The sequence below is a fragment of the Bacteroidales bacterium genome (genome assembly GCA_031276035.1).
Lineage (GTDB): Bacteria > Bacteroidota > Bacteroidia > Bacteroidales > BM520 > RGIG7150.
Window position 1 is genome coordinate 1 of record JAISNV010000025.1, and the last position, 15,947, is coordinate 15,947.

Here is a 15,947-nt window from a genome sequence, read left to right on the forward strand (position 1 = left end):
CTGCGCCGATGGTACTGCGATAGTGGGAGAGTAGGTAGTTGCCACTTTTTTATATAGCCCGGGATGTTAGACGTTCCGGGCTATTTTTTTGTATCCAAATAAAGCTGTTATGGGTCAAAAGTTATTGTAAAAAAATCAGGAATATTTTATTTTTTAAATTATAGATCCTTTATTTTTAACGGATTGTATGATATTCCATCATCATATACATCGCTCCCGTCAATTTTCTTTATATATTTTATTACTCTAATAGTTAGCGGAAGAATTAATATTTCATATAAAGATTTCAAGGCGATTTGAATCAATATTAGATTTATTAAATCGGAAAAACGAATTAGTCCAATAAATGCTATCGGAAAAAAGATAATAGAGTCTATAGTTTCCCCGAAGATTGTAGATACAATTGCTCTTAATGAGAAGCGTTTACCTTTACTTTTTATTTTCATTCGACTCATTATATATGAGTTAACAAACGAACCGCAGATGAATGCCAATAAACTTGCAATTGTAATTCTAGGTACTAATCCGAAAATATAATTAAAATGTTCGCCGCCTTCCCAATAAGTTGCCGCCGGAATAAATGTTGCAATTTGTCCCATTGCAGCAACAAAAAAATTCATTATAAATCCTGTCCAAATAATAAGACGAGCTTTTTTAAATCCCCATATTTCGGTAATACAATCATTGATTATATAAGAAATAGGGAATACAAGTAAACCTGCCGTTATTGAAAGCGGACCCACTTGTATTAATTTTGTTTCTAGAAGGTTAGCTGTTATTAAACAAACATTAAAAATAATACCCATTATCATATAGGGTACAGAAACTTTTTCTTTCATAAATCTTGTTTTTTAAGTGGTTTTCAAGTACACTGATTTGCAAAAGTAGTGAAAATTTAAAAATTATGAATATTATTAATGATAAAATCATTAAGCGGAATAATACCCTAATACTATTGCCGAGCTATTTATATAGGAATACTTATACAATTAATTTTTAAATTATTTTATCTATCTTTGTGGATAATATTTATTTCTATGACATCAGTTATACCTGAATTATCAGTAGTAGTTTCCGTTTATAACGAAGAAGAAATTCTTAATGAGTTCTATACTATTCTTAAATCGGAAATAGAAAATTTGAAAATTACTTATGAGATTATTTTTGTAAATGACGGAAGTATTGATAGTAGCATTGATATTTTAAAAAAACTATCCGATAGTGATAAAAAATTGAAAGTAATTGATTTTTCCAGAAATTTCGGACATGAGGCTGCTATGATTGCAGGAATAGATTATTGTACAGGAAATTATGTAATTTGTATGGATTCCGATTTACAGCACCCACCTCGTTTAATAGCTGAGATGTTGAGTAAAGCGAATGAAGGTTACGATATTATTAATATGGTTAGATTAGAAAGAAAAGATGGAGGATTATTAAAAAAAATAACTTCAAAAATCTTTTATAAATTATTAAATAATATGGCTTCTGTTAGATTTGAAGAAAATGCTTCGGATTTCTTTTTGATATCGAAAAAAGTTGCCAATATTCTTAGAACTCAATATAGAGAGCGAACGAGATTTTTAAGAGGTATAATTCAAATTGTCGGATTTAATAAAACAAATATTGAATTTGTTGCGGAAGAGCGTAAAGCAGGAAAAAGTAAATATAATTTTTTGAAATTATTGCGACTTTCTTTTACAGCCGTATCTTCATTTTCTAAAATGCCCTTGCAATTGGGGATTGTAGCAGGAATAATATTTTTAGTATTGAGTCTTGTACTTCTTATTTATTCTATAATAATGTGGAGCATGCATAAAACTATACCGGGATATACTACTTTAATAGTTTTTTTAAGTGCTTTTGCAGGAATTCAACTTTTTATTACAGGACTCATCGGCCAATATATTGGTTATATGTTTGATGAAATTAAGAGAAGACCTATTTATAGCATTGGTAATACAATCAATATTGAAAGTAATAATTCGGAAATTGAATAAAAATTATTATATAAAAAAAGAGGTAATCATTAATATAATTACCTCTTTTTTATTAAGGAATCTTTCCCTGTTATATATCTAATTTCTTTCTGATATCTTTTGGTACTGAATTTTTGTTGACCATTATTGAAATAGTATTCATTTTTACATAAGGAACGGAAACATAGAAATATCCATCGTATTTTCCAGATTTTGTTCCCCATGAATTTTTAACTTTATAGAATTTATTTCCTCTTTGATCTTTATAAATTCCGCATAAAACCATTCCGTGATCATCTGTAGTTGTCCAATCATCGAAACCTTGTTGACGAGTTTCTTGATCGACATCTTTTTCAATAACTTTGCCGTCGAAAGCATATAAATCAGGAGTTTTGGTACTGCCTGTCCAATGTTCCGCATCAGAACCGGAGGTAGATTCGATTACTCTGTCCGGCATAATTGCAACACCGTTTTTCCAGGAAAAGCCTTTGTCGCTAACATCGGCCGCCCAAGCAACAGTATATCCGTTTTCTAAAGCATTGTCGATCATGCGAACCATTTCATCCAACTGAACATTATAAATACTGCCGTTCAACCAATTGTCAGGTAATTCAAAAACAAATTGAGTGTAAAAAGGATGGTGTGTCCATGATGTAATATTAACATAATCCTCTAAATTTATTTTAAGAGATTTTGCAAATGATTCAGGAGTATATTTAATACCTTCGTAAATAAATTCCTGAGGAGGCGCTGCGAAATATGCATTTAATACACCATCATATGCATTTCTCCAATTATCCGATAATTTTCTGTTTGAATTTTTTATAACTCCGTCAAGTAAACCCTTTGTTATAGACATAAGTTCACCGTGAATGAAAAGAGTGTCCGGATTAACTAATCCAGTATATGCACTTTCAGGCATTAAACCGTATTTTTCCCAAGTCCAAGAAATATCATGAAATAACCCGCCCGGACTATAATTACATGTTCCGTGATAACGAACATATTTGTCGGCTTTTCCTTGATATGTTTTGTAAACAATAAAACCTTCCGATAAATCATATTCTTTGCCTGTAGTTCTGAGTAGTTCCGCTTCCAAAAATCCTAATGCCGAATACGACCAGCATGTACTGGATCTGTGTTGGTCTTTCACGGACGTTACCGGAACTTCTTTAATCATTTCAAAAATATAAGCTTCTTCCTGTTGTTTTTCGGGTTCTTGTGCAAATGAAAAGTTTAATAATAAAATTGCACATGAAATTGATAATAAAAATTTTTTCATGTTTTAGATTAATTAATTTAATTTGTTATGACTTAATTGTTTAGTAATTCTTTTACAATATTTGCAATAGTTTTATTTTCCGTTTTACCTGCTAATTCCTTAGAAGCTAATCCTATTACTTTTCCCATTTCTTTTATACTCGTAGCTCCGCTTTCAGAAATAATTCTTTTGATAATTTGCTTTACTTCGTCTTCAGATATTTGTTCGGGTAAAAAAGTTTCAATAACAGAAACTTGATTCATTTCCTCATTATATAAATCATCTCTATTTTGTGATTTATAAATATCGGCAGCTTCTTTTCTTTGTTTAATCAATCTTTGTAATAAACTGATCTCCACTTCAGGAGTAACTGCATTTCCGCTTTTGTCGGTTTTTAATAATAATATTGCAGCTTTAATAGCTCTTAAAGCCGTAAGCTTGTCGGTATCTTTTGCAAGCATAGCTTGCTTAATTTCGGCATTTATTTTATCTTCTAATGTCATAAAGCAAAATTTTTATTGCAAAGATAATAAATTGTTAAGAGTTGAAAAATTAAAAATTATAAAATTAAGAGTGAAAAAATTGATAAATAGATAGAATGTCTATTTTTTCGTATTATAATGTCTTTCGTGCATTTTCCTTATCTTTGCAATTAAATTCAAAATAAACTATGAAATTTCAAGTAGGAGATAAAGTAAAATTTTTAAATAAAGTTGGTGGTGGGTACGTTACAAAGGTTCTTGCAAATGGAATGGTCAAAGTAGCGGTTGAAGATGGTTTCGAATATCCTATTATGGAGAAGGAACTGATTTTAATTAATCCGCAAAATAGTCTGGAAAGATATTTTGATGAAGATTTTAATGTTCCGGTTAATGAGAGGAAAGCACGATCCGAAGATTATCAACTTCATCAGGAAATTGAAAAAAGAAAAAAAGATATTGAGGAAAAGGAAGCTAAAGAAAGAAAATTAATTGATAATCCGGATGGAGAATTTATTGATAAAGGAATTATACTTGCTTTTATCCCTAAGAATCAGGATGAACTCATAAAAGGCGAGCTTTCTATTTCAATTTTAAATTACACTGAATATACGGTAATATTTAATTTCTATCTGAAAAGTTCGTTGAAAGATTACTCTAGTTCCGGCATATTACAAGTTCAACCATTTTCAAAATATGATTTGGGAGTAGGAAAACGCGAAGATTTAAATCGTTGGATGAAAGGAATCTTTCAAGCGCTCTTCGTTACTTCGCAAACTAAGCAGGTTCCAAATCCGATTCATACGGAAATTAATTTAAAACCTTCATATTTTGATATTATCGAAAATTATCGAACTTCAAACATTATCTATGAAAAAGCTTTTATGATAATGCTTAACGATTTATTTTATCATGAAAAAATCAATGTCCCTAAAGATGAGAAGAATAAGGATGTTTTAATCAGTGAAGAAAAAGCAAAGCAATCTGCTCCGGTTATTCCGACACAATTAATCGACAGGCATAAAATTGATAAAGGAAAAGCGGAAGTTGATTTGCATGTTTCTGCTTTGCGCGACGATTATTCTACATTAAAAAATGCTGAAATATTAACTATTCAAAAAGAGTATTTTTTAGCTGCTCTCGAAAGCGGATTAACAAATCATTATCGGGAAATCGTTTTTATACATGGTATTGGAAATGGTGTTCTCAGGGAAGCTATAATCAAGTTATTAAATGACCAGTATGAAGATTTATCCTATTATGATGCTCCTTTTAAAAAATATGGTTACGGTGCAATTGTTGTTGAATTGATTGAGAGTTGATTAGATATGAATTATAAGATATAAAATTTGTTATAGATTGTGATGTTGAAGTTTTAAAATTTATAAAAAAAAAATGCCGAAAACTTTTCGGCATTTTTTTTTGACGGCTCTATAAGCGGGATTCTGTCGCGTCCTATCATTAATCTAGGATGTAAGTCGCCTTACACCTCAATCTGCCTACCCCCCGGAATCGAGCGAGCAACTCTTATCTGAAATTAGAACTCCGGTATATTTGGCATTTCAACCCATAAGGTTTACCCCAACAGCATGTTGCCACACTGCCGCGTGAGCTCTTACCTCACGTTTTCACCCTTACCGTTGCCGGCGGTTATTTTCTGTGGCACTATCTGTATTCGCTTTCACGAACCCTTCCCGTTAGGAAGTATGGCGCTCTATGTTGTCCCGACTTTCCTCTCCGGCACCAGCCGCAGCGATAGAACAAGCCGTTTTCGTTGCAAAGGTACGAAGAAATTAAAAATGGGGAATGCTTTTAATATAAATAATATTATATCGAGTATTTTAATTAATTTCATTATTATATTAAAATACTTATTTTTGCACAACATTAAATCAATATAAACTATGTCTATAATCGAAAATATTAAAAAACGTACTTCCATAAGGACCTACAAGGGTGAACCATTGAAAGAAAATGATAAAAACCGTATTCTTCAATATGTTAATAATTTAGAACAACCGCTCGGCGGGAAAGCACGTATTGAGCTTGTATCTAAACAATTGGGTGGCAATAAATCAATAAAGTTAGGTACTTATGGTGTTATTTCAGGAGCTAATGACTATCTGTTATTAGTTTATGAGGATGGAGTTCTGGCAAAAGAAAATTCTGGATACATGTTTGAGCAAGTCGTTTTGTTTTGTACATCTTTAGGATTAGGAACTTGTTGGCTAGGCGGAACACTTAAAAGAAGTGATTTCAAAAAGGAAATAAATATAAATGAAAGTGAAAAACTTTCTATTGTTTCGCCTGTAGGATATCCTGCTGATAAAAGATCTTTTATTGAAAAACTAATGAGGTCTGGAGCAAACAGTGCAAATCGAAAACCTTTTGAAACTCTCTTTTTTGAAAATGATTTTCAAACACCATTGACTGAAAAAACTTCAAGGAAATATTTCACTCCGCTTGAAATGGTTCGGCTTGCACCATCGGCGAGCAATAGTCAACCTTGGCGAATTATACTTAAGGATAATGAACTTCATTTTTATAATTCAAATTCGGGAATGTTTTCTGAAAATGATATGGGAATCGCTTTATGCCATTTCAATGAAACATGTAAAGAATTGAAGATTGGTGGAAAATTTGAAATACTCCCTAAAAATGAAATTCCTCAAAAAGAAAAGATGAAATACGTCATTTCTTGGATATCCGAATAATGTAAACTCTGTTTGTCGAATAATTTTATTCGTTTGTCGATTTTTCCTTTTTCAGTTTATAAGAAGTATTTACTTTTGGTTGAATTTTTTTAAATATGAGAAAGAAAAATCTAAGGTATATTATACTCTCTTGTTTGATAATGCTTATCGGACTATCTCAAGTCTCGGCACAACAAACGGAATTGACTGTAGTTTATAATTCAGGAATAGAAGAAATATTTATCGTAAATGAAGACGGTAAGTTATATTTTGATGTTGATAAACTTTTTATTCTTGATAATTCGGCAACCGTAAGGGATATATACCTATCCGATATTAGAAAAATTTTAGTTGCAAATTATGCCGGAATTTCAGATTTGAATACTTCTGATTCAGATTTTTATATAATATATCCGAATCCTGTACAAGATTATGTTAATATTAAGAGTATTAATATTAATGAGAAACTACAAGTTACGGTTTACTCTATAAACGGAAAAGTTTTATTAGAAGGAAAATATTTTAGCGATAATAAAATTGATTTATCGTTCTTAAAAACTGGAATGTATTTTATAAAAGTTAATGATCAAACTTTAAAATTAAGTAAGTTATGATGAAGAATATATTCTTAGCATTGCTGTTGCTTTTTGTAAGTAGATATGTATTTACACAAGAAAATATATTAATTCACAATAATGGTAATACTATTTTCGAATCTAATATTTCTGATATTGATAGTGTAAAGTTTCAAAACAACATTTCAATTTTTAATCTTGGTTCAGGAAGTCCGGTAAGTATTCCTATATCTTCAATTGACAGTATTACTTTTTCTGATGAAATAATTAATCCAGATGAAATTATATACATTATATATAATGATTATGGTGTGACGATAATTAATCCGTATGAAAATCAAGGAATTTCAATTGATGTTACAGAATTTCATGTTGTTGCTGAAGCGCAAAGCGGAATTGCGAATATTGAATATCATGTTTCGGGCTTAACAAATGATGGTTCGTTAACTGTAAATAGCCACGAATCAATAATTCTTACATTATCTAATGTTTCTGTCATAAATCCTAACGGTTCAGTAATTAATGTTACAGCCGACAATGTTAAAATTCAGTTAGAAGGTAATAACTATTTATCGTCTGGTTCCGGAAGTTCTGCTAACGGAGTATTATTATGTAGTAATTCTTTGGAGTTTACCGGCAACGGTGAACTAGAGGTTTCTGCAGTTAAAAAACATGCTATTTATTCCGGCGGAAATATTAAGGTTGAAAATGGAATAATTACCATTTTGCAAGCAGCTTCCGACGGCTTTCATTCCGAAGGATTTGTGATGTACAACGGAACACTTAATATTACTGCTTCAGGCGATGGAATTGATGCAGGCAGCGGAGTAATACTAATTAACGATGGAAATATAACAATCAATTCAACTGCAAATGACGTTAAAGGTATAAAAACAGATAACGATTTAACTGTTAATGGCGGCGAGTTTATATTAACAATAGAAGGAGCACAATCTAAAGGTTTCAGTTCAAAACAAAATGCATATTTTTATGGCGGCAATATAAACATTACTACATCGGGAACAACTGTGCTTGAAGAATCCGGCAACGGTTTTGATCCTTCATATTGTACCGCAGTAAAAGTGAGTGGCAATATTGAAATAACCAATGCGAATATTAATATTCAAGCTTTAGAAACTTGTAATGGTGGTAAAGGACTTTCTGCTGATGGCAATATTATTATTAACAGCGGAGTAATTAATATTTCAACAACCGGCGACGGTGATATTTATACCGACGAAGACGGTAACTTGGATTCTTTTGCATGTACTTGTATAACCGCAGATAATAATATTAATATTTTCGGAGGAACAATTATTTGTCATAGCAGTGGTTTGGGTGGCAAAGGTATTTCTGCTGATGCAGATTTGGTTATCGGCATACTTGATGCTAATAATGAAAATTTAATTTTGAATGTTACTACAACCGGAGAACGTTTTTATGTCTCGGGATACGGTGATGATGCCGATTATGCTAATCCGAAAGCTATAAAAAGCGACGGGAATTTAACAGTGAATAGTGGAATAATTACAATTTCATGTACACAAGAAGATGAAGGAGGCGAAGGCTTGGAAAGTAAAGCAACATTAATTATTAATGGTGGTGAAATACATATTGAAACTTTCGATGATAGCATTAATGCTTCCGATCATATAGAGATTACAAATGGTAATGTTTTTTGTTTGGCAAGGGGAAACGACGGAATAGATAGTAACGGAACTCTTACAATTTCAGGAGGATTTGTCTTTTCAAACGGAACAAGAGCTCCTGAAGCCGGTTTTGATTGCGATAATAGTATTTTCAAAATTACCGGTGGTACTATTATTGGTACGGGTGGCTCAACTTCTAATCCGACAGCTAATGTAAGTACTCAACGTACAATTATTTACAGATCAGGTGCCTCTGGCGATTATATTTGTATATCTAATCCATCGGGAGATGTAATTTTAATGTTAGAAATTCCGACATACACCGGAATTGGCGGCGGCCCGGGCGGTGGAAACCAATCTGTAATTTTATTCAGCGATTCTGAAATTGTGACAGGAAATAATTATACATTACATTACGGCGGTACTATCACCGGAGGAACTAATGTTAACGGCTATATAATCGGAGGTACATATTCTGGTGGACAAACAAAAACATTCAACGTAAATTCTATGCTTACTACTATAAATTAATAAGAATAATAAATAGGTTTCATGTTTTTAAATTTTTGGAATGCTCTCGTATGCTTGACATATTGAGGGCATTCTTGTTTTTTCGTTGTTTATTCTTCTTTTGATAAATGTTCTAAGTATTCCATAAATTTTTATTTTAAGTAAATATCTTTATGTTTGAAAATATGTAAATAATATTTTTTTTGGGAAAAATATATATTGTAATATTTTTATATATTTGCCGAATAATTAAAATTAAGTAAATATGAAAACATTAAAACTAACACTACTATCTGTAGTTGTAATGCTAATTGCATCTTGCGGAAATAATTCTACTCATTCAGTTAAAAATACTGTCGAGTGGACAGGAACTTACACTAATATATTACCTTGTGCCGATTGCAGCGGAATTCAAACTACTATCGAACTTGATAATAATAATATGTATGCTATGACAATTAAATATTTAGGGAAAGAGTCGGATACTTATACGTATAAAGGTTCGTTTATATGGAATAAAAAAGGAAATCAAATAGAACTTAATTTTGACGAAAAGCCTTCTTTTCCTAATAAGTATATTGTTAAAGAAAATAAACTAATTCAGCTAGATATGAATGGTAAAGAAATAACAGATTCAAATTTAGATTATTCATTGGAGAAAGTTTCGAATCTTTTAAATAAAAAATGGATGTTGAAAGAGTTAAACGGAAGGAAAATTGAAATTGATAATGAATTTTTGAAACAACCATATTTCATCATTAATTCACAATATAATATTAATGGAGTTGGTATTTGTAATTCCTTTTTTGGAAGTACCGATATACGTAGTGGAAATAAAATATTTTTTTCAAGAGTTGCTTCAACTTTGATGGCTTGTATTGATATGATGGATGTTGAAACTGAATTCTTTAATATGTTTAGCAATGCGGTAAGATATTCTATTGATAATGAAGTACTAACGCTTTATTCTGGAAATAATTCAAATTTAGCGGAGTTTATTCTGATTAAGGAATAAACTTTTATCGATATAAGATTTGTTTTGATTAATTCATTTTTAGATACTTGTGCAAATTGTTAATATTTGTTAATGTTGGCAATTTGTACAATTTTATTTGAGTGAAATCCAAAAGTATTGTTACCTTTGGGCCCAGATTTTACAAAGTGGAGTTTTATTGTAAAGTTTATTGAAAACATATTAATATATATTTTTATATAAAAATAGCAATATGCTTGTGTTTTGAAATTTCTAAATGTTCTTTGATTAACAAGATAATTACAATAACGAGATACCAACTTTTGTCGAGTAAAAAATAGGCAACAGGCGAAGAAGATTTTTATCCTTCCTTCTTACTTATCCTTCCTTATAAACTCTCTTTTATAGTCTTCTTCGTCTTTGTTGCTGAAAAAAATATGGGAACTTCGTTATGATTAACAATATTATTTACACAAAAATCATTACTTTCGCAAAAATATTTTATAATAACCTATATGTCTAAAAGAAAACGTTGGATACTAATTGTAGTTGTTTTAATATTTATAGCAATTATTATTGCATTACCTTATATTAAGAGATATTTTGTTAACAAAGATAATAGTGAGATTCCTTCGCCGCCTTTAGGAAGCAGCATATCTCAAAGAATTCTTAATGTAAATGTGGAAATTGTTAATTATCATCCTATGACTGATAGAACAATTACTACCGGTAATATTCTACCCTCGGAACAAGTGGATTTAACCTTTGAAACATCCGGAAAGATTGTTGATATTTTCTTCAACGAAGGAGAATTTATTAAACGGGGAACACTTTTAGCAAAGATTAATGATAAACCTTTATTAGCTCAACTAAAAAAACTAGAAGCACAGTTGCCGTTGGCTCAAGATAGGGTATACAGGCAAGAAACATTATTAGCTAAAAATGCTGTCAGCCAAGAAGCTTATGAATCCGTTGTTACTGAGCTGGAAAAATTGAGAGCTGATATTGATTTGGTGAAGGCTAATATTGAGCAAACAGCTCTTTATGCTCCTTTTGATGGTATAATAGGTTTACGTGAAATTAGTGAAGGAGCCTTTGTTACTACTTCAACAAAAATAGCTCAGCTAACTAATATTTCAACATTAAAGATTGATTTTGCTGTCCCCGAAAGTTATGCAAATGAGATTAAGAAAGGAACAAAAATAAAATTTAGATTAGAAGATAATAATGGAATTATGCGCGGTTATGATGCTGAAGTTTATGCTGTGGAATCAAAAATTGATATAGAAACCAGAACGTTACAAGTAAGAGCATTGTATAATAACCCGTCTATGCAATTAATTCCGGGTAGATTTACATCTGTGGAAATAACTCGAAAAGAGATTCCCAACGCACTTTCTGTTCCGAGCGAAGCTATTATTCCCGAAATGGGAAGAAATCTCGTTTATCTTTATAAAGACGGTATAGCTCAATCTGTTGAAATTATAACCGGAATAAGAACAGAAGCAAGAGTGCAAGCGCTTAGCGGGTTGTCGGTAGGGGATACCCTGATAGTTTCCGGAGTTATGCAACTTAGAACAGGAACAAAAGTGGTTATCAATAATTTATCTAATTAATCAGTTATGAACATTTCTGAACTTAGTATAAAAAGGCCGGTACTTGCAACTGTTTTAATGCTTATAATTGTCCTTTTCGGTATTATAAGCTACAACTTCCTTGGTGTAAGAGAATATCCTAGTGTTGATAATCCGATTATTACCGTAACTACAAATTATGCCGGCGCTAATGCCGAAGTTATCCTCAACCAAATTACAGAACCTCTCGAACAAAACATCAATGGAATTGCAGGTATTCGTTCTTTGTCAAGTACAAGTACTCAAGGAAGAAGCAGAATATCTATTGAATTTGAATTGAGTGTTGATCTTGAAACGGCAGCCAATGATGTTCGAGATAAAGTCTCTATAGCACAAAGATATTTACCGCGTGATTGTGATCCGCCGACTGTATCAAAAGCCGATGCCGACGCTAATCCTATTATTCAGGTAAGCGTACAGAGTTACTCTCGTTCGTTGATGGAAGTAAGTGAAATTGCCGATTTAACTGTTAAAGAAAGATTGCAGACGATTCCCAATGTAAGTGGAGTTGAAATTTGGGGAGAGAAAAGATATTCGATGCGACTTTGGCTTGATCCTACTAAAATGGCAGGTTATGGCGTTACTCCGATGGATATTAAAAATGCCATAGACAAGGAAAATGTTGAATTACCATCCGGCAGTATTGAAGGAAACACAATAGAACTGTCAATCAGAACTATGGGTTTGATGCAAACCGCTCAAGAATTTAATGATCTTATTATTAAACAAAATGGCGATCAGATTGTTCGTTTCAGCGATGTAGGATTTGCCGAACTCGCACCTGAAGATATGCGAAGCGCACTTAGAAAAAATGGTGTTCCCATGGTTAATGCCGTAGTAATCCCTCAACCGGGTGCAAATCACATAGAAATAGCAGATGAAGTTTACAGGAGAATAGACCAATTGAAAAAGGATATTCCTGAAGATGTTCTGGTAGATGTTCAATATGATAATACTCGTTTTATAAGAGCATCTATTAATGAGGTAGTTGAAACGCTTTTTATAGCTTTCCTATTAGTTGTATTTATTATTTTCTTTTTCTTACGTGATGTACGTGTAACATTAATTCCTGTTATTGTTATTCCGATTTCTCTTGTTGGTGCTTTCTTCGTGATGTTTGTTGCCGGTTTCACAATAAATGTTTTAACAATGCTTGCGATTGTACTTTCGGTCGGACTTGTTGTTGATGACGCCATTGTTGTAACCGAAAATATTTATGTTCGAATTGAAAAAGGAATGTCGCCGAAAGCAGCCGGAATAGAAGGTTCAAAAGAAATTTTCTTTGCCGTTGTCTCTACAACTGTTACTCTCATTGCAGTATTTCTGCCGATTGTATTTATGCAAGGAATGACGGGACGATTATTTAAGGAGTTCAGTATTGTGATAGCAGGTTCTGTTGCTATATCCTCAATTGCCGCATTAACTTTCGCTCCGATGCTTGCTACTAAGATGCTTAAACGACGCGACAAAAAAAATTGGCTTTATAGAAAAACAGAACCGATGTTTGTTAGCCTAACCAATTTTTATGAAAGAACATTAATTTCTTTCATAAAACACAAATGGCTTACAATACCTGTTGTTCTTGTTCTTGGTTTTTTGATTGTGTTTTTGTGGGGAAAAATACCTTCCGAGTTGGCTCCTTTGGAAGACAGATCGGTAATTACAGTGCGTGTCAGCGGACAGGAAGGTGTTACTTTCGAATATTTAAGAGATTATTCCGACCAAATTGCTTTGATTGCGGATGAAGTTGCGTACGAAAATACGGCAATAGTTTCGCGTTCATGGACAGGCGGCGGATTTATTAATGTGCTTCTTCCCGATATCGATGAAAGAGAAAGAAGTCAGATGGAAATAGCCGAAGCATTAACAACGGCGATTATTCCGCAAACACAAGCCAGAGCGTTTGTACAACAGCAATCAACTTTTGGCGGTGCGCGCGCCGGAATGCCAGTGAGCTACGTTCTCCAAGCAACCTCACTGGATAAATTGCAGGAATATCTTCCTTCATTTATGGAAGAAGTAAATCAAAGTCCGGTTTTTAGAATGGCGGATGTCAATTTAAAATTCAATAAACCTGAAACACGTATTGAAGTTAATAGAGATAAGGCTACTTCTTTAGGTGTAAGTACTTTGAATATTGCTCAAACACTTCAATATGCGCTTAGCGGTCAACGTATGGGATATTTCTATATGAATGGAAAACAATATCAAATATTAGCGGAAATTAACAGACAGCAAAGAAATACTCTTTTAGATTTAAAGTCTTTATATGTGAAGAATGATAAAGGTTTTATGATTTCTCTTGATAATTTGGTTTCTTTTAGAGAAGATGTTGCACCACCTCAATTATACAGATATAACAGATTTGTTTCTGCAACTGTTTCTTCTGGTTTGGCTTCGGGTTATACGCTTGGAGACGGACTTGATGAAATGGATAGAATTGCGGCAAAAGTTCTTGATGACTCTTTTAGAACGGCCCTCAGCGGTGAATCTAAAGAATTCAGAGAAAGTTCTTCAAGTTTAATGTTCGCTTTGGTACTTGCATTAGTATTAATATTTCTTGTGTTAGCCGCCCAATTTGAAAGTTTTAAAGATCCGATAATCGTTATGATTACAGTTCCGCTTGCTGTTGCTGGTGCTTTGATGTTTATGGATTGGTTTAATGTTACAATGAACATTTTTAGTCAGATCGGTATAATTATGCTTATTGGTTTGGTTGCTAAAAACGGAATTCTTATTGTTGAGTTTGCTAATCAACGGCAACATGCAGGTTTGAGCAAATATGACGCTCTCATTTCGGCTTCCGTACAAAGATTAAGACCGATATTAATGACAAGTATTTCAACCATTTTAGGATTGCTCCCGCTTGTATTCGCACATGGCGAGGGTGCAAACGGCAGAATTGCAATGGGTATAGCCGTCGTTGGCGGATTATTATTTTCTACATTACTTACCTTATATATAGTTCCTGCAGTTTATAGCTATATATCAACAAATATCGAAAGAAAAAAACTAAAAGAAGAAAAATATTCTATATGATTTCGTTAAGGAAAATATTAATGACATTCGTATTACTTTGTTTTGCTGTACTATCGTTCGGACAAAATAATGCTCTTGAAAATAAGAGTATTATTTTGAGCATTCCAGATGAGAAAACACAATCCGTAAATTCACTTTCTAAGTACATTGAAGAAAATTTCGAAACTGATTCAGAGAAATTAAATGCTATTTATACTTGGATTACATATAATATTTCTTATGATATTAAAAATTTAAGGGAAGATATCTTTTTTGACGATATGGAAAAAGTTCTTTCTGATGTTCTGAAAAATAAGAAGGGTGTGTGCATGCATTATTCTCTTCTTTTTGATACTCTGGCAAAAAAATCGGAAATAGAATCTTATATAGTTTTCGGATATACTAAACAGAATGATACTATTATGAATTTGCCTCATGCGTGGAATATTTGCAGAATTGATTCAACTTGGAAAGTGTTTGATGCAACATGGGGAGCAGGATATATTATGAATGATAAATTCTTTAAAGATGCTAATTATAAATATTTTTCGATAGATCCTGGTGATATGATTAAAACTCATATGCCTTATGACCCGCTTTGGCAGCTGTCTTTTTATCCTATTACAAATCAGGAATTTTATAATGATATTTATCTCGTTGGAAAAGACTCCAAGAGATTTTTCAATTATAATGATACAATCGAATTTTACAAGAATAAAGATAATATAGAAATTTTAAAAGCAAGATATCGTAGGGTAGAAGGTAATGGTATTGTTAACTCAATGATTATTGAAGAACTAACTATCATAGACAATGAAATTCTTCATTATGAGACTGTAAATATTACTAATTATTATAATAAGGCTGTCGAAGAAATTAATAAAGCAGCAAATAACCTAAATATTTTTATTGATTACAGAAATAAACAATTTCAAAATATTAATGATGAAGATTTAATAAAAATTATAAATTCTTCTAAGAATCATTGTGTTAACGCTGAATTAATTTTGGATAATATTCAGAGCGATGATAAAAATATTATGTCTTCTGTAAGTGATCTTAAAAAATTTATTATTGACATGAAGAACAATATTTTAGAGCAAAAAAAATTTCTTAATAAATACGTAACCACTCCGGAATATCGGAGAAAACAATTGTTTTATAGATAATTAATTA

The 15,947-nt window shown here is 32.0% G+C and carries 12 protein-coding genes and 1 other RNA gene; 9 read left to right on the forward strand and 4 right to left on the reverse strand.

Going from position 1 to position 15,947, the window contains the following annotated elements; all coding sequences use genetic code 11:
• Positions 1-158: 158 nt before the first annotated feature.
• Positions 159-839 carry a queuosine precursor transporter gene (locus tag LBP67_06205; protein MDR2084569.1) on the reverse strand — a complete coding sequence of 227 codons (681 nt, stop codon included), beginning with the start codon at positions 837-839 and terminating at the stop codon, positions 159-161.
• A gap of 198 nt (positions 840-1,037) precedes the next feature.
• Here LBP67_06205 and LBP67_06210 point away from each other — a divergent pair, with 198 nt between their 5' ends.
• A complete protein-coding gene (locus LBP67_06210; protein ID MDR2084570.1) occupies positions 1,038-2,000 on the forward strand; it encodes a glycosyltransferase family 2 protein in 963 nt (320 codons plus the stop codon).
• A 70-nt stretch (positions 2,001-2,070) separates the two neighbouring features.
• On the opposite strand, the gene LBP67_06215 is transcribed toward LBP67_06210, so the two are convergent.
• Both LBP67_06215 and LBP67_06220 read right to left on the reverse strand, forming a co-directional pair.
• The gene (locus LBP67_06215; GenBank protein MDR2084571.1) at positions 2,071-3,261 is read right to left on the reverse strand and encodes an aminopeptidase; all 1,191 of its coding nucleotides are present in this window, start codon (positions 3,259-3,261) and stop codon (positions 2,071-2,073) included.
• A gap of 32 nt (positions 3,262-3,293) precedes the next feature.
• A complete protein-coding gene (locus LBP67_06220) occupies positions 3,294-3,743 on the reverse strand; it encodes a GatB/YqeY domain-containing protein (GenBank protein MDR2084572.1) in 450 nt (149 codons plus the stop codon).
• A gap of 167 nt (positions 3,744-3,910) precedes the next feature.
• On the opposite strand from LBP67_06220, the gene LBP67_06225 reads away from it, so the two are divergent.
• Entirely contained in the window at positions 3,911-5,041 is a 1,131-nt protein-coding gene (locus LBP67_06225; protein MDR2084573.1) for a Smr/MutS family protein, read from the forward strand.
• Positions 5,042-5,137: 96 nt separating this feature from the next.
• Here the strand turns inward: LBP67_06225 and rnpB are convergent.
• An RNA gene (gene rnpB / locus LBP67_06230) (RNase P RNA component class A) lies at positions 5,138-5,491 on the reverse strand.
• Positions 5,492-5,623: 132 nt separating this feature from the next.
• Here rnpB and LBP67_06235 point away from each other — a divergent pair.
• The 7 genes from LBP67_06235 to LBP67_06265 all read left to right on the forward strand — a co-directional run bounded on the left by LBP67_06235 (position 5,624) and on the right by LBP67_06265 (position 15,940).
• Complete coding sequence (locus LBP67_06235) at positions 5,624-6,433, forward strand: nitroreductase family protein (protein ID MDR2084574.1); 810 nt, start codon at positions 5,624-5,626, stop codon at positions 6,431-6,433.
• A gap of 95 nt (positions 6,434-6,528) precedes the next feature.
• Positions 6,529-7,026 carry a T9SS type A sorting domain-containing protein gene (locus LBP67_06240; protein MDR2084575.1) on the forward strand — a complete coding sequence of 166 codons (498 nt, stop codon included), beginning with the start codon at positions 6,529-6,531 and terminating at the stop codon, positions 7,024-7,026.
• Positions 7,023-9,167, forward strand: coding sequence for a carbohydrate-binding domain-containing protein (locus tag LBP67_06245; GenBank protein ID MDR2084576.1), 2,145 nt, complete (start codon positions 7,023-7,025; stop codon positions 9,165-9,167). Before LBP67_06240 ends, LBP67_06245 begins: the two co-directional genes overlap by 4 nt.
• A gap of 244 nt (positions 9,168-9,411) precedes the next feature.
• A complete protein-coding gene (locus LBP67_06250) occupies positions 9,412-10,161 on the forward strand; it encodes a copper resistance protein NlpE N-terminal domain-containing protein (GenBank protein MDR2084577.1) in 750 nt (249 codons plus the stop codon).
• Positions 10,162-10,634: 473 nt separating this feature from the next.
• Positions 10,635-11,735 (forward strand): efflux RND transporter periplasmic adaptor subunit, encoded by a 1,101-nt coding sequence (locus tag LBP67_06255; GenBank protein ID MDR2084578.1) that lies wholly within the window; start codon positions 10,635-10,637, stop codon positions 11,733-11,735.
• A gap of 6 nt (positions 11,736-11,741) precedes the next feature.
• On the forward strand, positions 11,742-14,792 hold the full coding sequence (locus tag LBP67_06260) for an efflux RND transporter permease subunit (GenBank protein ID MDR2084579.1): 3,051 nt from the start codon (positions 11,742-11,744) through the stop codon (positions 14,790-14,792).
• Positions 14,789-15,940: a hypothetical protein gene (locus tag LBP67_06265; protein MDR2084580.1), complete on the forward strand. Its 1,152-nt coding sequence runs from the start codon at positions 14,789-14,791 to the stop codon at positions 15,938-15,940. Before LBP67_06260 ends, LBP67_06265 begins: the two co-directional genes overlap by 4 nt.
• The last annotated feature ends 7 nt before the right edge of the window (positions 15,941-15,947 follow it).